12 protein-coding genes and 1 pseudogene are annotated in these 23,744 nt (G+C 46.3%); 1 reads left to right on the top strand and 12 read right to left on the bottom strand.

From position 1 onward, the window contains the following. The first annotated feature begins 346 nt into the window (after nucleotides 1–346). Complete coding sequence (locus tag QUA56_RS08325; protein WP_333355891.1) at nucleotides 347–1,714, top strand: TldD/PmbA family protein; 1,368 nt, start codon at nucleotides 347–349, stop codon at nucleotides 1,712–1,714. 664 nt (nucleotides 1,715–2,378) lie between these two features. Here the strand turns inward: QUA56_RS08325 and QUA56_RS08320 are convergent. The 12 genes and pseudogenes from QUA56_RS08320 to QUA56_RS08265 form a co-directional block, all read right to left on the bottom strand. Beyond that, complete coding sequence (locus tag QUA56_RS08320; RefSeq protein WP_333355692.1) at nucleotides 2,379–3,740, bottom strand: ATP-binding protein; 1,362 nt, start codon at nucleotides 3,738–3,740, stop codon at nucleotides 2,379–2,381. A 182-nt stretch (nucleotides 3,741–3,922) separates the two neighbouring features. Beyond that, entirely contained in the window at nucleotides 3,923–5,260 is a 1,338-nt protein-coding gene (locus QUA56_RS08315; protein ID WP_333355690.1) for a response regulator, read from the bottom strand. Nucleotides 5,261–5,353: 93 nt separating this feature from the next. Then, on the bottom strand, nucleotides 5,354–5,725 hold the full coding sequence (locus QUA56_RS08310; protein ID WP_333355687.1) for a response regulator: 372 nt from the start codon (nucleotides 5,723–5,725) through the stop codon (nucleotides 5,354–5,356). A gap of 4 nt (nucleotides 5,726–5,729) precedes the next feature. Beyond that, nucleotides 5,730–8,660, bottom strand: coding sequence for an amino acid permease (locus QUA56_RS08305; RefSeq protein ID WP_333355685.1), 2,931 nt, complete (start codon nucleotides 8,658–8,660; stop codon nucleotides 5,730–5,732). A gap of 339 nt (nucleotides 8,661–8,999) precedes the next feature. Further along, nucleotides 9,000–9,248: pseudogene (locus QUA56_RS08300) on the bottom strand (sensor histidine kinase); the annotation flags it as partial. A gap of 62 nt (nucleotides 9,249–9,310) precedes the next feature. Then, nucleotides 9,311–12,244 carry an ATP-binding protein gene (locus QUA56_RS08295; protein ID WP_333355682.1) on the bottom strand — a complete coding sequence of 978 codons (2,934 nt, stop codon included), beginning with the start codon at nucleotides 12,242–12,244 and terminating at the stop codon, nucleotides 9,311–9,313. 458 nt (nucleotides 12,245–12,702) lie between these two features. Beyond that, nucleotides 12,703–15,633, bottom strand: a complete 2,931-nt coding sequence (locus tag QUA56_RS08290) for an ATP-binding protein (RefSeq protein WP_333355679.1) — start codon at nucleotides 15,631–15,633, stop codon at nucleotides 12,703–12,705. A 446-nt stretch (nucleotides 15,634–16,079) separates the two neighbouring features. Next, nucleotides 16,080–19,013 carry an ATP-binding protein gene (locus QUA56_RS08285; protein ID WP_333355676.1) on the bottom strand — a complete coding sequence of 978 codons (2,934 nt, stop codon included), beginning with the start codon at nucleotides 19,011–19,013 and terminating at the stop codon, nucleotides 16,080–16,082. 1,230 nt (nucleotides 19,014–20,243) lie between these two features. Beyond that, nucleotides 20,244–21,482: an IS110 family transposase gene (locus QUA56_RS08280; RefSeq protein ID WP_333355673.1), complete on the bottom strand. Its 1,239-nt coding sequence runs from the start codon at nucleotides 21,480–21,482 to the stop codon at nucleotides 20,244–20,246. 246 nt (nucleotides 21,483–21,728) lie between these two features. Further along, nucleotides 21,729–22,028, bottom strand: a complete 300-nt coding sequence (locus QUA56_RS08275) for a hypothetical protein (protein ID WP_333355670.1) — start codon at nucleotides 22,026–22,028, stop codon at nucleotides 21,729–21,731. Between the two features lie 81 nt (nucleotides 22,029–22,109). Then, complete coding sequence (locus QUA56_RS08270; protein ID WP_333355667.1) at nucleotides 22,110–22,613, bottom strand: hypothetical protein; 504 nt, start codon at nucleotides 22,611–22,613, stop codon at nucleotides 22,110–22,112. Between the two features lie 16 nt (nucleotides 22,614–22,629). Beyond that, the gene (locus QUA56_RS08265; protein ID WP_333355664.1) at nucleotides 22,630–23,421 is read right to left on the bottom strand and encodes a hypothetical protein; all 792 of its coding nucleotides are present in this window, start codon (nucleotides 23,419–23,421) and stop codon (nucleotides 22,630–22,632) included. Nucleotides 23,422–23,744 lie beyond the last annotated feature (323 nt).

Here is a 23,744-nt window from a genome sequence, read left to right as displayed (position 1 = left end):
CGAGCCGGCGCGAGTTTTTTTTGTTCTAGGACGCCCGCCGAACGCTGGCGATCTGTAAACCTCTAATCCTCAATTCTTTGGACAAAGTTTTAAATCTCAAATCGACTGACCGAAAGTAATGCGATCGTAAGCCCCGGATTCATTCCTTCGCAGACTCAGGACGGGATCGATCTAAAATCTAAAATCTAAAATCTAAAATTGGTTGACTCGCCATTTATCGGGTAGGGTGCGCTCCCCCAACGCTGTGGTGCGGGAGCGCGCACCCGAAATACGGGAGTTATTAGCTAAAATAGGGTTAGCAATAATTTTTTTCAGCGCTACGGCGAATCAAAATAGGGGCAATTTGATGCAGGAACAGTTGATGGAAGCGATCGCACCTTACCGCGATCGCGTAGATTATCTAGAAGTTCGGCTCGAACAAAGCGAGTCAACTGCGATTAGTTTTCGCGGCCCTCAGTTAGATGCTGTCAACCGCAGTTTCAGTCTCGCCGGCGGCATCCGCGCCTGTCACAAAGGCGGCTGGAGTTTTGTAACTTTTAACGGTTTAGCTGAGTTAAAAAACCGCATTGAAGAAGCTGTAGTGCAGTCTCGTTTGGTTGGCAGCGAAAAAACTCTACTCGCAGATGTTACCCCGATTCAAGATTACGTAGCAGTGGAATTGGGTCGCGATCCGCGCTCTATTACTCTAGCCGAAAAGCGCAAGTTGCTCGAATCTTACAACCAGTTGCTGTTAGATTACGACCCGCGAATTCAGACGACAATGGCCGGTTACAGCGACAGATTCGGGATTACTTATTTTGTGAATTCTCAAGGTACTTGCATCGCTCAAGAGCGCTTGGACGTGACGGGGCGTTTCGGGGCGATCGCCCGCGGCGAGGGCGGTGTCGTCCGCCAAGGGTTTGAGTCGATTCACTCGCGATCGGATTACGATGTCTTGACAAATATTGAAGATCGTGTTAAGAGTGCGGCCGTTCGAGCTGTAGGCCAACTAGAGGCAAAATCGGTGAAAGGCGGTCAGTATCCGGTGATTTTAGACCCTTATTTGTCGGGGGTTTTTATTCACGAAGCTTTCGGGCATTTGTCGGAAGCAGACGGCATTTACGAAAACCCGAAAATGCAGGAATTGCTGACTTTGGGCAAGCCTGTGGCGATCGAACAATTGAATGTAATTGACGACGCAACTGTGCCGGGATTGCCGGGAACTTTGAAATACGACGACGAAGGTGTGCCGGCTCAGTGCAAGCATTTAATTAAAAATGGAGTTTTAGCCGCTCGGATGCACAATCGCGAGACTGCGGGCAAAATGGGCGAAAGTCCGACGGGAAATGCCCGGGCTCTGAGCGCTACTTTTATGCCTTTGGTGCGGATGACTAATACTGCGATCGAGTCTGGCGAACATTCTTTTGACGAAATGGTTGCCGACATTGACGAAGGAGTGTATGCAGTGCGGATGTTGGGAGGACAAACCAACGGCGAAATGTTTACCTTTGCGGCGGCTCAAGGTTTTATGATTCGCGACGGCAAATTGGCAGAACCGGTGAGCGATGTCACTTTAAGCGGCAATGTATTTCAGACGTTAAAGGATATTGAGTCGATAGGAAACGACTCGGTTTATGCCTACGGCGGTTGCGGTAAAGGCGGCCAGAACGGTTTAGCCGTAAGCGTCGGCGGCCCCCATTTGCGGATTAAAAATGTCGTCGTCGGAGGAAGATAATCATTAGTCATTAGTCATTAGTCATTAGTCATCAGTCATTAGTCATTAAGCTGTGGCGGCATTTAAATTGTATGTTAAAAAACAATTAAACTCTTTTGGGTTGGGCGTCTCGCCCGCCATGAATATACAATTTAAATGCGCGACAGCTTAGTCATTAATTATTAGTTCAAAACTTACGCAACTGGCACATGGTGAAGGCGCGATCGCGCCCTCACGCCTCGCCTTAACCAGTCCGGGACACTGACAAGTTGACCGACGACTCAAAATCTACTATCGAGGGCTTCAGCTAGGCCGTTCGGTGTTTGGGAGACTTCATAAATTACAGAGAAATTGGGGAAGTGCGATCGCGATTATAGATACACCAGATTCCCGGTTTATGAAACACACCCCAGATACAGCGTATTCCAGGTTCATTAAGTACAGCAGCAGCTATATTGTGTGGTGTTAATCCTCCGGGTGCGTCGCTGCGAGATATTGGATAAAACTTGCAGATTGACTCTGAAAGCGACGCACCTTACACGGGCGATCGCTCTTCTTGTGTGTACTACATATACATGGAATATGCTGTATATATCCTCGGTAGGGACACGGCAATGCCGTGTCCCTACCAACCTGGAATACGCTGTATTACCAGACTTTCCCCCGATTTTTTGTTTAATTCCCCTTAACTCGCCTTCATCTGTACCCGATCGCTCTGCCTAGTGGGAATCTCAACTACAAATTCTGTACCCCGATCTGGCTGCGATAAACACCTCAAATCTCCGCCGTGCTTATCCACCACAATCTGATAGCTGATAGATAATCCCAAGCCAGTGCCTTCACCTACAGGTTTAGTTGTGAAGAAAGGACTAAACAGCCGCTTTCTTACCTCGCTCGTCATTCCCGGCCCATTATCTTTAACACTAATTCTTACGCAATCGCGATTCAGCATAGAAGTACGAATTGTAATCGTACTAGGCTGGTTTTTAATTTGCTCCCGGCTGCGTCCTTTGTCATAGTGATTCAACGCATCAATGGCATTGCTCAGCAAGTTCATAAATACCTGATTTAACTGACAGGCATAGCATTCTATTTTTGGTAAATCTCCGTATTCTTGAATAATTTGAATAGGCGGACAATCCGGCTTAGGTTTGAGCCGACTCTGCAAAATCACTAGAGTGCTGTCGATTCCCTCATGAATATTAACGGGTTTCATCTCAGCTTCGTCAAGGCGCGAGAAGTTCCGCAACGTCAGCACAATCTTACGGATACGTTCAGCCCCTACTTTCATCGAAGATAGCATTTTAGGCAGATCCTCTCTGATAAATTCCAGCTCTATTTTCTCAATTAAAGCTTCGATTTCAGGGTGATTATGGGCATCGTGCTGCTGGTAAAGATTGATTAAACCCAATAGCTCTTGAGTGTACTCATTGACATAAGTTAAGTTGCCATAGATGAAGTTAACAGGATTATTAATTTCGTGGGCAACACCGGCAACAAGCTGTCCTAAGCTAGACATTTTCTCAGTCTGAATAAGCTGAGCTTGGGTGCGCTGTAAATTTTCGAGTGCCATTTCTAGTTGAATAGCTTTTTCTCGCTCTCGCGCTTCCGATTGCTGCAATTTCTCCTCTCTTTCTTGGCGGGAGCGCTCGTTTTCCTTTAGCTGTTGTACGTGGGACAATGTTTTGTTAATTGTAATTTCTAAATCCTGAAAATTTATAGGCTTAGTCAAAAAATCAAAGGCTCCGGCGTTCATCGCCTTTCTAATATTTCCCAAGTCGCCATAAGCCGATATAACTATTGTTTTGACTAGGGAAGCTATCTGATTAAGTTTCCCCAACAAAGCGATCCCATCCATAACTGGCATATTAATGTCAGTCAGCACAATGTCTATATCCGGTTGTTCTTGTAATTTTGCCAGCGCTTCTACGCCATTATACGCAAAAAAAACCTGGTATTCTTCCGCGCGGATCTTTTTTCTAAATTTCTGGGAAATTAGAGATTCTAAATCTGGCTCGTCATCTACAAACAGTATTTTTGCTGACATATTGCGATATTTTTCGGTCGGATGCGACATTTTTTCCCCTTGCATTGATTAACTTATCCGAGTAATATTTATATACTTTAAGTTCTATTATATATTATTGCAAGAGTCATTAAAAAGCTGATTTCTACAATGGCAAACCTAACGGCTGTAATAGGCTCTCTCGTTTGGTAGAGGGCGATTGATTAGCTCAAGTCTAGTTCAGCCTTAGTTTGTGTGATTGGAATTTCAATCCAGAACTCCGCTCCTTCCCCCACCTCTGAAACACACTTCAATGTGCCCCCATGCTTTTCCACTATAATTTGGTAGCTGATATAGAGACCCAAACCAGTACCCTGACCTACAGGCTTAGTAGTAAAAAAAGGTTCATAAATACGGTCTTTCACATCTGCGGTCATTCCCAGCCCATTGTCCCGAATTTGAATGACGACACGGGAATTTTCCTCTAGCAGAACAGTGCGAATAGTAATGGCGAGTTGGCGGGCGGAGATGTCATCTAATGACCGTTGTTTATTGTACTCATTCAAAGCATCAATCGCATTAGAAAGAATGTTAATAAACACCTGGTTAAGTTCTCCAGCATAGCATTCCACTAAAGGCAGATGGCTGTACTCCTCGAACGCTTGAATCTGTGGACGCGCTGTCGTTGTTTGAAGTCGATTATCCAAAATCAGCAGGCTACTTTTGATCCCTTCGTGAATATCAACAGACTTTATGTTAGCTTCATCCAGCCTTGAGAAGTTACGCAAAGACAAAACAATCTTGTGAATGCGGTTAACACCACATTTCATCGAAGCCAGAATTTGGAATAAATCTGCTATCATAAATTCTAAATCTATGGCTTTGATTTCAGCTTCAATCTCAGAACTGGGTGGGTTGTACTGCTGCTGATAGAGATTTAGCAGGTGGATTAGGTTGTGGATATAATCACTGACGTGGCTAATATTGCCATAGATAAAGCTAGCAGGGTTGTTAATTTCATGAGCAATTCCCGCAACCAGTTGACCCAAAGAAGACATTTTTGCGGTCTGAATTAGTTGAGCTTGGGTCTTTTTTAGCTCTTGCAGACCTTGTTGTAAATCCTGAGCTTGTTCTCTAGCGCGAGCTTCTGATTCCCGCAAGCGCTGGTTTTCTTTTAAGTGTTGCACGTCACGCAGCGTTTTGTTGATAGTAATCTTTAAATCCTCCAAATCTATCGGCTTGGTTAGAAAGTCAAAGGCACCTAAGTTCATGGCATTTCTGATATTTTCCATGTCGCTATAGGCTGATATAACTATTGTTTTCAGGGGTAGGTCTATTTGATTAAGTCTAGATAGTAAAGTCAGGCCATCCATTTCAGGCATATTAATGTCGGTCAATACTATATCCAGATCCGGGTGTTCTTTCAATTTTTCCAGCGCTTCTACACCATTACAGGCAAAAAAAATCTGCCATCCTTCCGTGCGGATATTTTTTCTAAATACCTGGGAAATTAGATATTCTAAATTTTCTTCGTCATCTACAAACAGTATTTTTGCTGACATATTAATCTCTCAGTTGCTAGTAGAACCCTGAAGGCAGAAGGAAGATGGAGAGGATGGGAAGGTACCAATTACAAATTATGTTTCATTGTGAATTTACTCCAAATTGATTATTTTATTTTTCAGGCTTTCAAAATTAACAGGTTTAGTAATATAGTCATCAGCTCCATAAGCAATTGCGGTTTGGTAATTTCTTTCATCTCCATAAGCGGTAATCATAAAAACTTTTAGATCTGGAAACTTTTCTTTGATAATTCTGAGCAGTTCTATCCCATTCATCCCGGGCATATTAATATCCGACAAAATCAAAACAATCGACGCTTCTTTATTGTTTTCTAAGTAGTCTAATGCTGCCTCTGCTGACAGAGCAAAATAAAATTGAATTTGCCCTGCTTTGATTTCTTTTCTAAATTTTTGAGTAAACAAAGACTGAATATCTTCCTCGTCGTCTACAACCATTACTTTCATTTTTTTACTCCTGAATTTCTGCGGTTTTTTTGGGCAATGTGATGATAAACTCTGTGTATTTTCCTACTTCTGTTTCGACTTTTAGTTCTCCGCGATGTTGCTGGACAACAACATCGTGACTGATAGAAAGACCGAGACCAGTACCTTCTGCCGGTGGCTTTGTCGTAAAAAATGGATTGAAAATTTTATCGAGTACCTCTGGCGTTATCCCTGCGCCATTATCGCGAATGCGGATTTCAATCCGACCGTCCAGATTGCGAGTTTTCACGTCAAGTATAGGTAAAAATTCTGACCCCATTTCTTGTTGCTTTTTATGGGCTGCATAGCAAGCATTGCTAATAATGTTAAGAAACACCCTAGCTATGTCTTGTGGCACGACCTCTACTGCGCCAATGTCATTGTCATAGTCAGTTTCTATGGTAATGTTAAAATTAGCTTCCTTGGCTCGCATCCCGTGATAGGCTAGATTGATATATTCGGTCAATAAACTATTGATATCTGTGGCTTCCCAATGACCGCTTTGTCCTCTCGAATGCAACAGCATATTGCCAACGATTTTGTCAGCTCTTTTACCGTGTTGATTGATTCTTTTAAGATTTTCTTTGAGAAATGTTAATAGCTCGGCAATATATTCATTGGTTTCCGGCTCTAACCGTTCTCCTTGATTTCCCAGTTCTTCAAACAGTTCTTCGGTTAATTCAGCAGAAACTTCTGAGAAATTGTTGACAAAATTTAAGGGATTTCTGATTTCGTGGGCAATTCCGGCTGTTAAACTACCCAGAGAAGCTAGTTTTTCTTGGACGATAATCTGATTTTGCATAGCTCTGAGATTTTCTTCGATCCGCTGGCGCTCTTGAATTTCATTCTGCAATTGTTCGACAGTATGGCTGAGTTCAGATGTACGTTCCTCGACTTTGATTTCTAGTTCCTCATTAGCCTTTTGCAGTGCTTCTTGGGCTTGCTTGCGCTCGGTGATATCGCGGACGATCGCCACATATTGTTGCAGATCCTGATTGGAAAGGGAAGCATCTTGAGAGAATCGATCGGAGATGGCAACTTCTAGAATGCGCGAGCTACCATCAGACAACTTGAGAGTTTGTTCGCTGCGACTGAGCCACTCTTCTGGCTGAGCCTCTAATCCGGGTAATAATTTGTTGAGGTAAGACCCCATTAGCCTAGTAGAATCTGTTCCGAAGACGCTTTCAGCAGCGGGATTAGTCTGGCGAATTACACCTTTTTCATCCAGCACTACGATCGCATCTAGGGCAATGGTAAATAGCTGTTCTGCACCCTCTCGTGCTTCGTCCATTGAGACGACTTGGGGTAAACTCGTCCAGCAGGCAACTGCCACACCTACAAAAGCAACTAACAAAACCAGCACTACTAATAGATTCAATCCAACACTAGAGTTAGCATATAATCTGATGCCAAAAATCCAGCCCACAGCGACGGCGCTGACAATCAGCAAGATCAAAATTACAACCTGAAACGCCACAAAATCTGGCATTTTGCTCTGGCTTCTTTTGCGGTAAAGCCGAATCCACCACGACGGATGGAAGGGGGCAAAAGCAATGCGACTTATCCCTGCATCTACTGCCAAAACGGCAAGGGGAAAAAACAACCCAATGATAAAGTCTTGCCAGCCCCAAGCCAAGCCTCCGACTACCAGCACCACCGCATCTACTATGAAGAATGCCAGCGACCACCAAGGCCACCGAACTTCTGGCTTATCCCGCCGCAGCCACAGTGAGAGATGGAATATCATCAGGCACACAACCAAGCCAACATTAGTAATCGCCACAAGCCGAGGCACATTTCCCCAAGCTAGACAGATTAAACTGAGAAGCAAAACCAGCACAAGGCCATATCCAAATACGCCTCGTCGGGATACAACTGCGAATGTTTGCGAAATATGTCCGTCTACGGCAAGTTGGTACAACATCCGAGGGCAGTTGGAAACTATGGTCGCGCAACTCAGAAGACAGCTAGCGACCACCAGAAACGTGACGAGGGAGGGAACCCAGGGCCCCCACAATACCTGACAGGCAGCTAATAAATTCAAGAATACGTCATCTTTCAGACCGGGATCGGTGGCCAAGCGCATCAGTACCCAAGCGCCTCCTAAAATCACAGGCAGCATCCCCAGTGCGGAAATTTTGAGAAACTGCAAGGTTTTAGTAGGGTTGCGGCTATCCGCTACGAAACTGGCGGCGGAGTCACAGCAGTAGAAGATGTATGTACCAAAGTAAAACCACTTAGCCCAGTCAATAAAGGTGAATGGCGGCCAAGTTGCGGGGAAAAATCCGGGACTGTTTGCGGAAAAAGCTAACCAGAATAGACCATAAATGGAAAAAACGGATAATACGCCGACTGTGGGCAACACAAAAAAGGCGTGCAGAATACTTAAGGCGCGAGTGCCGCTGAAGGTCAAAATGAAGGGTAGGAGCGTGAAGGTAATATTTAGTAAAGTTTCAGGACAGCTAAAACCTAAACTATTGAGGTTGACTTTGATTAGCTGCGTCAGTACGATCGCAGAAATTGGCAGTGTTGCTACCCAGCTTAAAAAGTATCCGATCGCTGCATAGCTTCCCAGACCCGGATAATTTTTCAGCAGTCGGGCGGTATAGTTGGGCGTTCCCCCAGCCATGTCTGGGAAATACTCACCGATGCGTTTTACCTGTACGTTGAGCATCATACCCATGATAATACCGGGCAACCAAACGAAGATGGCGCTAGGCCCAATCGCTGCTTGGATCGCTGTGGCGATGGTAAACCAATTGGCGTGACCGGTGAGTCCAAAACCCGATGTTTCCACCGCACTCAGGCTTCGAGGCAGGCGCATGAGCGATCGGCTATTAAGATTTTCTCTTGGGAAAGGCTGAGTTGGTTCTGAGTGGTAGCCGTTTTCCGGCTGGTGTCGGATGCCTATCGCCATCAATTTTACCTATTATTTTTTGGATGTTGCAATCGCTACCCCGATATTCAGCTTTAGAGAGTTCAACTTTTTTTTGTTAAGTATTTTTGCTACTCTTAAATTTTGGCAAAGCTGCCTTTCCCAGTCAACCATGAAAATCTATCTCAATCCATCTTCAATATTACATTTTATTTCTGACTTCTGGCTTTTGCTAATTTCGCGTTCTTTTAGCCATGCCGTTTAGGGCTTCGGCTAAGTTGTTGGGCGTTTATGGACTTCCGGTATTACAAAGAAATTGGAAAAATGCGATCGCGCTCTAGATTTTACCAGGCTTTACCCTGATTTTTTGTTTAACTCCGCTTAACTCGCTTTCATCTGTACCCGATCGCTCTGCCTAGTGGGAATCTCGATCGCAAATTCTGTACCCCGCTCTGGCTGCGATCGACACCTCAAATCTCCGCCGTGCTTATCCACCACAATCTGATAGCTGATGGAGCATCCCAAGCCAGTGCCTTCACCCACAGGTTTAGTTGTAAATAAAGGACTAAACAGCCGCTTTCTTACCTCGCTCGTCATCCCCGGCTCATTATCTTTAACACTGATTCTTACCCGAATTATTGAACAATAACTGAATATCTTCCTCGTCGTCTACAACCATTACTTTCATTTTTTTACTCCTGAATTTCTGCGGTTTTTTTGGGCAATGTGATGATAAACTCTGTGTATTTTCCTACTTCTGTTTCGACTTTTAGTTCTCCGCGATGTTGCTGGACAACAACATCGTGACTGATAGAAAGACCGAGACCAGTACCTTCTGCCGGTGGCTTTGTCGTAAAAAATGGATTGAAAATTTTCTCGAGTACCTCTGGCTTTATACCTGCGCCATTATCGCGAATGCGGATTTCAATCCGACCTTCCAGATTTCGAGTTTTCACGTCAAGTAGAGGTGAAAATTCTGACCCCTGTTCTTGTTGCTTTTTATGGGCTGCATAGCAAGCATTGCTAATAATGTTAAGAAACACCCTAGCTATGTCTTGTGGCACGACCTCTACTTCGCCAATTTCCTTGTCGTAGTCAGTTTCTATGGTAATGTTAAAATTAGCTTCCTTGGCTCGCATCCCGTGATAGGCTAGATTGATATATTCGGTCAATAAACTATTGATATCTGTGGCTTCCCACTGACCGCTTTGTCCCCTCGAATGCAACAGCATATTGCCAACGATTTTGTCAGCTCTTTGACCGTGTTGATTGATTTTTTTAAGATTAGCTGTGAGGTCGGTTAATAGCTCGGCGATATCCTCACTGGTTTCAGGATCTAAACGTTCTGCTTGATTTTCAATTTTTTCAAACAGTTCTTCGGTTAATTCAGCAGAAACTTCTGAGAAATTGTTGACAAAGTTTAAGGGATTTCTGATTTCGTGGGCAATTCCGGCTGTTAAACTACCCAGAGAAGCGAGTTTTTCTTGGACAACAATCTGATTTTGCATAGCTCTGAGATTTTCTTCGATCCGCTGGCGCCCTTCAACTTCATTCTGCAATTGCTCTACAGTATGGCTGAGTTCAGATGTACGCTCCTTGACTTTAATTTCTAGTTCCTCATTAGCTTTTTGTAGGGATTCTTGGGCTTGTTTGCGATCTGTGATGTCGCGCACGATCGCGACATATTCTTGTAGCTCTTGATTGGAAAGCGAAGCATCTTGGGAGAATCGGTTTGAGATGGCAACTTCCAGGATGCGCGAGTCGCGATCATCGCGCAGGTTAAGAGTTTGTTCGCTGCGGATGGGCCACCGTTCTGGCTGAAAAGCCAATCCGGGGAGTAGTTTGTTCAAGTGACGCCCGATTAATTGACCCGTGCTTAACTCAAATAGACGCTCAGATGCTGGGTTAGCCTGACGAATCATCCCATTTTCATCCAGCACTACAATCGCATCTATGGCAATTACAAACAGTTGTTCCGCCGCCTCTCGTGCCTCGTCCATCGAGACAACTTGGGGTAAGCTCGTCCAGCAGGCAACAGCCACCCCGACAAAAGTGACTGTCAAGATCAGCACTGCCAAAAGATTAGAGCCAACGCTAGAGTTACCATCTAATTGGGATCTAAAAACCCAGCCAATACTGACGGCGCTACAGACTAGCAAAATCAGAACTATAACCTGAAACGCCACAAAATCTACGATCTGGCTCTTACGCCCCGCCCTGTAATGCCGAATCCACCAGGCTCGATGGAACGGCGCAAAGGCAATGCGACGGATAACCGCATCCACTGCCAAAATAGCCAGAGGCAACAGCAAGCCAATCGTCACGTCTTGCCAACTCCAGCCCAAGCCTCCGACAACCAGAATAACTGCAACTAAAAAGAAGAAACCTGCCCCCCACCAAGGCCATCGCACTTCTGGCGCTCCTCGCCGCAGCCACAGTCCCAGATATAGTGCCATCAACACAATCAGGTAACTAGCACCACCGACCACCACGATATCGGTTACATCTCCCCAAAGCAGACCGATCGAACTGAGTAAAAGGCAAAATACCAGGGCCGGTTCCAGAACGCCCCGTCGGGAGATGAAAGCGAAGACGGGGGAAACGTACCCGTCTAGAGCGAGTTGGTACAAGATGCGGGGGGAGTTGGAAACCGCAGTGGCGGAACAAAGAAGGCAGCTTGAGGCCAGCAGGAGTGTGACGATTAATGAAGCTGACTGACCCCAGAATGGTGAGGCGGCAGCTAATAGGTTCTTAAACGAGTCCTCGCCCAGTTCTGGGGAGGTTGCTAAGCGCATCAGTACCCAGGAACTCCCCAGATACACGGGTGGAATCAGCCAAGCGGCTAAGTTCATAACCCGCAAAGTTTCAGTTGGACGGCGGCTGTCGGCGACAAAGGAGGAAGCAGTTTCACAGGCGCAGGCACCGTAGACCGCAAAGAATGACCACTTTGCCCAGTCAACAAAGGTTAAAGTTGGCCAACTGGTGGGGAAAAATCCGGGGCTATTTGGGGAGAGAGCTAACCATCCCATGCCTTGAATGCTAAACACCAGTAGGAATCCCACTGCCGGGATAATGAAAAATGCGTGCAGGATCGCTAAGGCGCGACTGCCGCTAAATGCCAGAATATAAGCGATTAGTGTGAATCCAATTCTTAGCGGCGTTTCTGGACAGGGGATGCCCAAGGGTTCTAGGTTAGCTTTGATTAGCGCCGTAATTACGATCGCGTTTATTGACGGATATAGTGCCCAGCCAGCGAAGTAGCCGATCGCCACATAGCTGCCCAGAAGCGGATAGTTGCTCAGTAGCCCGGTGATATAGTTAGGCGTTCCGCCGGACATTTCTGGCCAGTGTTCCCCTAAGCGTTTCACTTGCAGGTTCAGCATCACCCCCACCAGTACGGCGGGCAGCCATACCAAAATCGCATTTGGCCCAAGAGCCGCGTGCATTGCAGGTGCAATGGTAACCCACAAGATATGACCAGTCATCCCGAAGCCCCACGTTTCAAGGGGACTCAGGGTTCTCGGCAGGCGCATGAGCGATCGGCTATTAAGATTTTCTCTTGGGAAAGGCTGAGTTGGTTCTGAGTGGTAGCCGTTTTCCGGCTGGTGTCGGATGCCGATCGCCATCAATTTTACCTATTATTTTTTGGATGTTGCAATCGCTACCCCGATATTCAGCTTTAGAGAGTTCAACTTTTTTGTATTAAGTATTTTTGCTACTCTTAAAATTTTGGCAAAGCTGCCTTTCCCAATCAACCATAAAAATCTATCTCAATCCGTCTTCAATATTACATTTTATTTCTGACTTCTGGCTTTTGCTAATTTCGCGTTCTTTTAGCCATGCCGTTTAGGGCTTCGGCTAAGTTGTTGGGCGTTTATGGACTTCCGGTATTACAAAGAAATTGGAAAAATTCGATCGCGCTCTAGATTTTACCAGGCTTTACCCTGATTTTTTGTTTAACTCCGCTTAACTCGCTTTCATCTGTACCCGATCGCTCTGCCTACTTTAACACTGATTCTTACCCGAATTATTGAACGAAGACTGAATATCTTCCTCGTCGTCTACAACCATTACTTTCATTTTTTTACTCCTGAATTTCTGCGGTTTTTTTCGGCAATGTAATTATAAACTCTGTGTATTTTCCTACTTCTGTTTCGACTTTTAGTTCTCCGCGATGTTGCTGGACAACAACATCGTGACTGATAGAAAGACCTAAACCAGTACCTTCTGCCGGTGGCTTTGTCGTAAAAAATGGATTGAAAATTTTATCGAGTACCTCTGGCTTTATACCTGCGCCATTATCGCGAATGCGGATTTCAATCCGACCGTCCAGATTTCGAGTTTTCACGTCAAGTAGAGGTGAAAATCCTGACCCCTGTTCTTGTTGCTTTTTATGGGCTGCATAGCAAGCATTGCTAATAATGTTAAGAAACACCCTAGCTATGTCTTGTGGCACGACCTCTACTGAGCCAATGTCATTGTCATAGTCGGTTTGTATGGTAATGTTAAAATTAGCTTCCTTGGCTCGCATCCCGTGATAGGCTAGATTGATATATTCGGTCAATAAACTATTGATATCTGTGGCTTCCCAATGACCGCTTTGTCCCCTTGAATGCAACAGCATATTGCCAACGATTTTGTCAGCTCTTTGACCGTGTTGATGAATTTTTTTAAGATTCAGTTTGAGATCGGTTAATAGCTCGGTAATGTATTCATTGGTTTCCGGCTCTAATCTTTCTCCTTGATTTCCCAGTTCTTCAAATAGTTCTTCGGTTAATTCAGCAGAAACTTCTGAGAAATTGTTGACAAAGTTTAAGGGATTTCTAATTTCGTGGGCAATTCCGGCTGTTAAACTGCCCAGAGAAGCGAGTTTTTCTTGGACGATAATCTGATTTTGCATAGCTCTGAGATTTTCTTCGATCCGCTGGCGCTCTTGAATTTCATTCTGCAATTGTTCGACAGTGTGGGTGAGTTCAGATGTACGCTCCTCGACTTTGATTTCTAGTTCCTCATTAGCCTGTTGCAGGGCTTTTTGGGCTTGTTTGCGATCGGTGATATCGCGGACGATCGCCACATATTCTTGCAGATCCTGATTGGTTGTCGAAGCGCTTTGAGAGAATCGGTCTGAGATGGCAACTTCTAGAATCCGCGAGTCGCGATCGGGTTGGTTGAGAGTTTGTTCGCTGCGACTGAGCCACCGATCGGGCTGAGCCCCTAATCCGGGTAGAAATTTGTTGAGGTAAGACCCAATTAGCCTAGTAGAATCTATTCCGAAGACGCTTTCAGCAGCGGGATTAGTCTGGCGAATTACACCATTTTCATCCAGCACTACGATCGCATCTAGGGCAATGGTAAAGAGTTGTTCTGCACCCTCTCGTGCTTCGTCCATTGAGACGACTTGGGGTAAACTCGTCCAGCAGGCGATCGCCACCGCCACAAAAGCAACTAACAAAAGCAGCGCCAGCAAAAGATTAGAACCAACACTAGAGTTAGCGTTTAATCTGATCCCAGAACCCCAACCGATCGCCACAGCGCTACAGACCAGTAAAATCAGGATTACCACTTGAAACGTTACAAAATCTGCGACCAGGCGATTGCTCTGCGTCCTGTAAAGTTTAATCCACCACTCCGCATGGAAGGGGGGAAAGTTTATGCGTCGCATCGCCCCATCCGCTGCCCACAAGACGATCGGAAACAGTAGACCCAGGATGAAATCTTGCCACCCCCAAGCCAATCCGCCACAAACCAAAACAACCGTCTCTACCATAAAGAAGCCTAGAGACCACCACGGCCACAGAACCTCTGGCCGCTTTCTTTGCAGCCACAGTGCCAGATGGACTGCCATAATCGAGACAAGGTAACTCACACCTGCCACGACTACTATATGAGCTAAGTCCCCCCAAATTAGAAAGAATAGGCTGACAAACAGCGTAGCCATCAGGGCTGGGCCCAAAACTCCCCGTCGAGACACCACAGCGAAGACGGGGGAAATCTTTCCGTCTACGGCAAGTTGATACAAAATGCGGGGACTGATGGAAAAGCAAGTTGTCGAAGAAAGCAGCCAGCCGGAGATTACTAGGAATGTTACGAGCAGGGGGGCTGAATCGCCCCAGAAAGGTCGGGCTGCTACTATCAGACTTGAGAACGGATTGGCGGCGATCTCTGGAGTAATGGGCGATCGCATCACGATCCAGGAAACACCCAGAAAGGTCAGAGGCATAAAACCCGTCGAGATTCTCAAAAACCGCAGCGTTTCCCCAGGACGGCGGCTATCAGCGACAAATGAAGCAGCCGTTTCACAGGCATAAACTATAATCGTTGCAAAGAAGTACCATTTTAGCCAGTCCAAAAAGCTGACGCTGGGCACGGTGGTGGGAAAAAAGCCCGGACTGCTTGGAGAGAAGGCTAACCAGCCCAACCCTTGAACGGAAAAAGTAAATAAGAATCCAATCGCCGGGATGATGAAAAATAAATGCAGGATGCTCAACCCCCTAGTGCCGCTCCAAGCCACAATCAGGGGTAGCACTGTAAATCCAATTTGCAATAGCCGCTTCGGAAAAGTAATCCCCAATGGCTCCAGGTTGGTGGCGATCGTGTCTGTGAGCAGGATGGCGTTAAACGCCCCACCACAAGCCCAGCCTATGTAATATCCCAGGGCTGCATAAAGTCCTATAGCCGGGTAGTTTTTTAGCAGTCGAGTGGTATAGTTCGGCGTTCCTCCGGCTACGTTTGGCCAATGCTCGCCTAAGCGTTTCATTTGCAAGTTCAGCATCATACCGACGAGCATTCCAGGCAAGCAGATTAAAAGCGCCCCAGTTCCGAGAGCGCCTTGGATCGCCGGGGCAAGGCTCAGCCAACCGAGATGAGAAGTCAGGCCAAAGCCCCAAGTTTCTAAGGAACTGAGGGTTCGCTCCAAACGCATAGGCGATCGCCTATCAAGATTTTCTCTTGGAGAAGGCTGAGTTGGTTCTGAGTTGTAGCCGTTTTCCGGCTCGTGTCGGATGCCGATCGCCATAAATTTTACCTATTATTTTTTGGATTTTGCAGTCCCCACCCCGATGTTCAGCTTTATAGAGTTCAACTTTTTTTTGTTAAGTATTTTTGCTAGTTTTTATGACCAGCGGAGCGCTGGTTGTCATTATCGTAACCCAAGTTTCTAGCTATTTCTGAAAAACGATCGCCATAGGTTCCCTTGAATGATGATGTGTTTTCGCCGGGACTTGCTCTCACCCGATTAAGTCGTTCGGTTTTGGGGGACTTCCGGTATTACAAAGAAATTGGAAAAATGCGATCGCAATCTAGATTTTACCAGGCTTTACCCTGATTTTTTGTTGAATTCCCCTTAACTTGCCTTCATCTGTACCCGATCGCTCTGCCTACTTTAAAACTGATTATTACCCGATTTTTTGAACAATAACTGAATATCTTCCTCGTCGTCTACAACCATTACTTTCATTTTTTTTACTCCTTAACTTCGGCTATCTTTTTCGGCAATGTAATTATAAACTCTGTGTATTTTCCTACTTCTGTTTCGACTTTTAGTTCTCCGCGATGTTGCTGAACGACAACATCGTGACTGATAGAAAGACCTAAACCAGTACCTTCTGCCGGTGGCTTTGTCGTAAAAAATGGATTGAAAATTTTCTCGAGTACCTCTGGCGTTATCCCTGCGCCATTATCGCGAATGCGGATTTCAATCCGACCTTCCAGATTTCGAGTTTTCACGTCAAGTAGAGGTGAAAATTCTGACCCCTGTTCTTGTTGCTTTTTATGGGCTGCATAGCAAGCATTGCTAATAATGTTAAGAAACACCCTAGCTATGTCTTGTGGCACGACCTCTACTGAGCCAATTTCCTTGTCGTAGTCAGTTTCTATGGTAATGTTAAAATTAGCTTCCTTGGCTCGCATCCCGTGATAGGCTAGATTGATATATTCGGTCAATAAGCTATTGATATCTGTGGCTTCCCAATGGCCGCTTTGTCCCCTCGAATGCAACAGCATATTGCCAACGATTTTGTCAGCTCTTTGACCGTGTTGATGAATTTTTTTAAGATTCAGTTTGAGATCGGTTAATAGCTCGGTAATGTATTCATTGGTTTCCGGCTCTAATCTTTCTCCTTGATTTCCCAGTTCTTCAAATAGTTCTTCGGTTAATTCAGCAGAAACTTCTGAGAAATTGTTGACAAAATTTAAGGGATTTCTGATTTCGTGGGCAATTCCGGCTGTTAAACTGCCCAGAGAAGCTAGTTTTTCTTGGACGATAATCTGATTTTGCATAGCTCTGAGATTTTCTTCGATCCGCTGGCGCTCTTGAATTTCATTCTGCAATTGTTCGACAGTATGGGTGAGTTCAGATGTACGTTCCTCGACTTTGATTTCTAGTTCCTCATTAGCCTGTTGCAGGGCTTTTTGGGCTTGTTTGCGCTCGGTGATATCGCGGACGATCGCCACATATTCTTGCAGATCCTGATTGGTTGTCGAAGCGCTTTGAGAGAATCGGTCTGAGATGGCAACTTCTAGAATGCGCGAGTCGCGATCGGGTTGGTTGAGAGTTTGTTCGCTGCGACTGAGCCACCGATCGGGCTGAGCACCTAATCCGGGTAGAAATTTGTTGAGGTGAGACCCAATTAGCGTAGTAGAATTGATTCCGAAGACGCTTTCAGCAGCGGGATTAGTCTGGCGAATTACACCATTTTCATCCAGCACTACGATCGCATCTAGGGCAATGGTAAAGAGTTGTTCTGCACCCTCTCGTGCTTCGTCCATTGAGACGACTTGGGGTAAACTCGTCCAGGTGGCAACGGCCACTCCGACAAAGCCTACGGTTATTACCAGAACAATCAAAAGATTATTGGAAGCATCGCCTGGAAGTCCGTCTAACATGGCTCTAATCACCCAGGCGATCGCGGCAGTGCTACAGATCAAAAAGATCAGGATGCCTACCTGAAGCGCTACAAAATCCTTGGTTATCCTGTAGGACTGACCCCGATAAAGCTTAATCCACCACGCAGGATGGAAAGGGGGAAATGCAATGCGACGTATCGCAGCATCCACTGCCAAAATAGCGATGGGCAAAAGCAGTCCAATCAGCAGGTCTTGCCAGTTCCAAGCCAAGCCCCCAACGATCAGGACAACTGTTTCCACCAGGAAAAAGCCTAGAGACCACCAAGGCCATAGCACTTCTGGCCTATCCCGACGCAGCCATAGCCCTAAATGGACTGTCATAAAGGCGGTCACGAAGGCAGTAGCGGACACCATTACTAAACGCGCTATATCTCCCCAAGCTAGACAGATCAGACTGAGCAAGAACGTCAGCACAAGGGCTGGGCCGAGGACGCCCCTTGGGGACACAACAGCGAATACTGGCGAGAGGTGTCCGTCCAAGGCAAGTTGGTACAAAACGCGGGGAGAGTTGGAAACCGCCGTGGCAGAACTTAGGAGGCAGCCAGCGACGATCAAAAGCGTCACCATAAATGATGCCCCCGGCCCCCAGAAGAGTTTAGCTGCGGCTAATAGGTTTAAGAATGTGTCGTCTTTTAATCCAGGTTCTGTTGCCAAGCGCATCATTACCCAGGAACCACCCAGATAGGCAATAGGAATCAACCAAGCCGCAAAACTCAGAAACCGCAAAGTCTCCCCGGGTCGTTTGCTATCAGCGACAAACGAGGCAGCACTTTCACAGGCGTAAGCAGCGTAGACGGCGAAAAAGTACCATTTTGCCCATTCAACAAAGGAAAAGCTAGGCCAACTGCTGGGGAAAAAGCCAGGGCTATCTGGGGATAGTGCTAACCAGCCGATGCCTTGAGTGCAAAAAACAAACAGGAATCCGGCTGCGGGTAGAACGAAACATAAATGCAGGATACTTAAGGCGCGGGTGCCACTAAACGCCACAATAAAGGCGATCGCCGTAAAGCCAATTTTCAGAACTAAATCAGGACATGACATCCCTAATGGTTTGAGGTTGGCTTCGATCAGGGCTGTGACGATCAGGGCGTTGATCGTTGTCACCGCTAACCAACTAAAAAAGTATCCAATCGCCCCATACCTAGCCAACCAGGGATAGTTTTTCAGCAGCCGCGCGGTGTAGTTGGGCGTTCCTCCTGACATCTCTGGCCACTGCCTGCCCAAGCTTTGCATCTGAAAGTTCAGCAGCATGGCCACAATTGTTGCTGGCAACCAGACGAAAATAGCTTGAGGCCCAAGAGCGGCGTGTATGGCCGGTGCAGCGCTAATCCATAGCAGATGACCCGTAAGGCCGAACCCCCAGGTTTCCAGGGTCGTTAGGGTTGGCTGGAGGCGCATGAGCGATCGCCTATTAAGATTTTCTTTTGGGGAAGGCTGAGTTGGTTCTGAGTGGTAGCCCTTTTCTGGCTGGTGTCGGATGCCGATCGCCATCAATTTTACCTATTATTTTTTGGATTTTGCAGTCGCCACCCCGATGTTCAGCTTTATAGCTTTTAACTTTTTCCGTTAAGTATTTTTGCTACTCTTAATTTTTGGCAAAGCTGCCTTTCCCAGTCAACCATGAAAATCTATCTCAATCCGTCTTCAATATTACCAGGAGTTACGCAACTGTCACAGATCGGTGTACCAGCACCCAAAAATCAGACAATAAACATCGAACGGGAAGTTTTAGTTGCTGAATTAAATAACTTAATAAGCTGTTGAACATTTAAAACAGATTGTATGGTGCCGGGCGTCCGAAGTGTTTCCCGTTTAAGCGTAAGTGTTCGCCTCTGACGCACCCGGAACAGCCTATAGCAATCCTCGCATCAGTCGCAAAATCGAGCGATACCAGAATCCTTGCATTATACGCGAGCTTTCTGGCTCGCGTATAATGCAAGCAAATCATTTAGGATTGCTATAGTTAGTGGTTTAAATGCACAACAGTTTAGCAGCCTGTGTTTAATTTGATCTATTGTTTTACCATTTTTATCGGCTCAACTTTTGAGCGCCTACCCACACAATTTCATGGCAAGCAATATGATTTGTTTGAATTCTAGCTTGAAGGGACTGGCAAGATTCTCTCCCGGTTAATTGCTTGAGTTCTCGCTTGTAATTGCTCAATTTTCTAACGAATAGCACACAGATGAGTGCACGTCATTCGTGCGCTTATTGAGTTTGGTCGTTATATCGTTTCCGGTTGCACTTCTTATGATACCGAGGACACGGCACTGCCGTGTCCCTACCACGATTATCGTAGGGACACGGCACTGCCGTGTCCTGACTGTGGGTAATATTAATTCCGATGCTACCGGAGTTGATATTAGTCGCGACTGTCAACTTGTGAGCGATCCTGACTGGTTAAAGTGATGGGTGAGGGGCTTTAGTCCTGTAGTTATTAGTAGGGTTCGCCTCGGCGCACCTTACTACTACAGATACTGTAAAAATAGAAGCAATGCAGTATAAGTCCTGTTCTCCCTTCTTCCTTCTTCCTTCTGACTTAATAACTTACGCAAAAATGGTTCAATCCGCTATTGGTAGAGGCTTTGTTCGCCGAGGCGCACCCTAAAGATAGAGTTTGTGCGTCCTCTGTTCCTTCTTTCTTTTTCACTGTAGACATTTTTTGACTAATTAAAAGATCCGCAGACAGATTGCTCCTGCGGGTCTTTTAGATTTTAGATTTTAGATTTTGACGGTGCCGCACAGCTCTTTGAAAAGCTCTCGGATGCAGCGGGCGATCACTCGCTGGCGGGCTAGTTTGACAGGAGTGCCGCCTTTTTTGCGACGCCTCAAGTTTTCTGCCGGAGACATGAGCTCAGCATCTTTGCCTTGCCCGTAAGTGAACAGTAGCGGCGGGTTGTTTTTGGTAACTTCCAATCGTGTGAAACACCACTGCCACAACGCTTTTCTGCAAAGGGCGCTGCCTGACTGTTTGCCCTTCTTCTTTTGGCCGCTATCTTCCCGCACGACACCCATGCCGACGGCTCGCATAAAGCGGCGCTCCGAAAGTTTGAGTTTAGATTCTTTCCCGGTCTGGCGATTTTTGCGGATTTTGACTTCCGGTTGACCGTCCTTGAGGAAGTCTTCGATCGGGTAAATTGCTCCCAGCAAGTAGCCCTGGAGTTGGTAGCCAAAACCAAACTTGGTAAAAATCCGCCGGTATTCATCAAACTGCGGACTGTCGATCAGCTCAACTAACTGCTTTTTGAGCTTGAATATTTCTTCCTCAATTTCGCAGTATTGCTTCGCAGCCCAGCGAGTCTGAGGCTCGATGCCAGAGCCGATCGTTCCCTCCAACACGCGATCGTACTTTTTGGATTTCCGGCGACCGGCCAGCCAACCCCACAGCAGCGGCGCTAAGTCATCTTGCAATTTTGCCGATCGCACTAACGCAACTTCCGGACACTGCCACGCGAGTTCTTGCCTCATCCTATTTATGATTGGGCTTTGCACTCGGTTGAGGTGTTCCAGCCGCAAGCAAATGTGTTTGATTCGAGTCACCAGGGGGTCGCGAATTTTGAGGTAGCTGGTTTCTGGCTTATCAAAGTACCAGCAGGCGATCGCAAAGGCGTCGATATCGTCAGTTTTTGCCCCGCTCTTGCCTTCCTTTCCCATCAGCTCTGCCCTGTAATTGGGCAGCTTGCTGTTAGAAATCATCCGCACCTCGCAGCCCCAGTCGCCGAGCTTGTTCATCCACAGCCGCGCATAGTTCATCCCGGTAGGTTCGCAAATGGCAATAATTTTGTCAGCTTTGAAGCCTTCAATTTTTGCCTTTAACTTATTCAAATTTTCAAGGTTCGAGCGAAACACTTCGATATCGGCATCGAAGTAGTCATCGCGGGGATTGCTGGGTTTTTCCAGCATGAAGCACGCGGCGATTGACGACCGAGAAACGTCAATGCCGACGATTAAATATTTCATCTAGTTTAGGGAGAGGAACAGTTGAAAGGACAAGAGAGCCTACGAATCTCCCAAAAGCAATTAAGCTTACTTCACTGATTAAGGCTCGTCTATTTTGTCCGGTTGTTTGTGCGGGCTGGCGCTTACGAAAGCAAGATAGCAATTAAGCTAATTTCTCATCTAAAGCGCCACTCGTCCGAGGACTCATCCCGCGACTCCCCATCATTAATAAGGGGAGTTTCGGCCGCTGAGTCAATGCAGCCATCGTCAGGCGGTAACGGTGATGGAATTTGTGGCTACTAGGGCGATGTAGGCGTACAAGTAGTCGATGTTTTTCGTTAAAGCCTCTGCGAATTCATGCGTTGAATAAGTTCGCAAGAGGTAGTTTGCAGCGTTGACATACTGATTCAAACAGCGGTCGGGAGGCTGTTTTCGCAGCAATCCTCTAGCTTTTGCTTCTTTGATGGTGAGAAAAACTTCTTGCGTTTCCGCGTCGCTAAAGTTCTCGAATCGCTCTTTAGCAAATTTGATTAATTCGGTAACGTGCTTATTTTTGGTTTGCGTCATGATAGATTTGTAGATGCGAATAGAGGACAGTTAGCCAAGACAGCTCCTCAGAAACGGTCAAGATTGCAACTTGACCGTTTTTTACTTCAACTCTTTGAAGACGTAATGACATTTAGATTGGTGATTGCTTTTTGCTTTCTCAGCTAGCGGGATCATTACATCTTCGATAAATTTCTCTATCTCCTTCTTTTCAATTGGCTTTTGATGAATTGATGCTTGTATTGCTATGTCGCTGGCTAGTTCTTCAGGGGAGCTGCCAACAATTTCACTGAGCAAATTTAGCAAAATTGAGTTGGTATTGGAACACGAATAAATGAGCTGTTTTTGCTCGAAGGGCAAATCTTTCATGCTGACAGGCGCCGGTTGCGGGCTGTCGTCGGGAATTATGCGGATCGAGTTGAGATTGAGCTCGCAGGTGTCTAAACCGTTGCTTAAAATTTCTGCCAATTCCTCAAGCTCGCGGTAATTGCCTTGACTTTTGAGAACCAAGTCGGCGATATGCACGTCGAGGGCGACAATTTCGGCTTTTGTCTCAGGTCGAACCGAGGGCAACTCAGAATGCCGGTAGGTGAAAGTATTGTGCATGGTTTTAAAAAACTAATTAAGATGAGTCCGACGCTCGGTCGGATCTATTGATAGCTTTTTGATAGCTTTTTGAGGGCTTTTTTTGACCGAAACCTGCTACTGGTTTGTCGGTTTTGCCGATCGCCTCCACGGTCGCGTCTTTCTGAAACTCGGCATCTAGCTGGTCTAAAATTTCCTCTTGTTCGGGAGTTAGAACGGTGGGCTCTTCATCGTCGGGCGGTTCGGTTCCAATCAGTATTTCGAGATACTCGGAGACCGTCAGGCCCGCTGCTGCTGCTTTCTGTTCCAAGATTTGATAAGCTTTGCCGCTCACCTTGATCTGCTTGGCTCGCTGTTCCGGCTCTTTGTCGTCGATCGCCTCTGCAATCTTGGCCGCTGTTATGTGTTCGGGCGGCTGGCTCTCGATTATTGATTGCCACTTGTCCTCTAACTCGCGGTTGCCCGCGTCGTCGGGTTTGGTAAATTTCACCAGCGGCAGCGCTTGCGACACCGAGGTCGGAAGGGTTTTAAACCCGGCTTTTATCAGTTCGATCGTGGTTTTCGCCGCTTCGATAATTCGCTTGCAGTAGATAGGGCTGCGGCCAAGGGCGAGCTTGCAGTATTCGGCGAAGTCCTTAAATTGCCGTTTGTACAAGCGGTTGCGGCGTATGACGGCAAGCATCACGCCCTGTCTTACAAAATCTACGAACGAGAGTTTAATCTCGCGGGTTAACTCGGTTAAGTCGTTGTAGGGAACGGTGGCAAGGGTTTCTTCCTCAAAGTCTAGGAGCGGTTGGAATTCGGAGTATGAGTTTAAAGTGAGTTCCATTTGTTCATATTTGGTGGTGAGGGTGCAATATTGCGAGTCGTGAAATTCCATTCACTGTGGAAATCAACCTTGTGCCGGGGCATCCAGTGAAGCTCGCCGGAAAAAGTTTGTATCAGCAAAAAGAGATTGGAGTGAAGGACGAGAGGAAGGCGTATTTCACCGATAACCCATCCCGGACACTGGTTGAGATATTGATATCCAAACAAGCACTCTTTCGGCTCTTTAAAAAAATCAACGTGCTTCTGAGTTACTTCCATGTCAGAGAGAAAAAGGAGGGAGGAAGCGATCCCCTTTGCTCAAAGAGCGATCGCACGAGAAAGCAA

Source organism: Microcoleus sp. N3A4, from assembly GCF_036701805.1.
Classification (GTDB): Bacteria; Cyanobacteriota; Cyanobacteriia; order Cyanobacteriales; family Microcoleaceae; genus Microcoleus.
The sequence above is the reverse complement of the archived record's forward strand: the minus strand, read 5'-3'. Positions and strand labels throughout refer to the sequence as shown.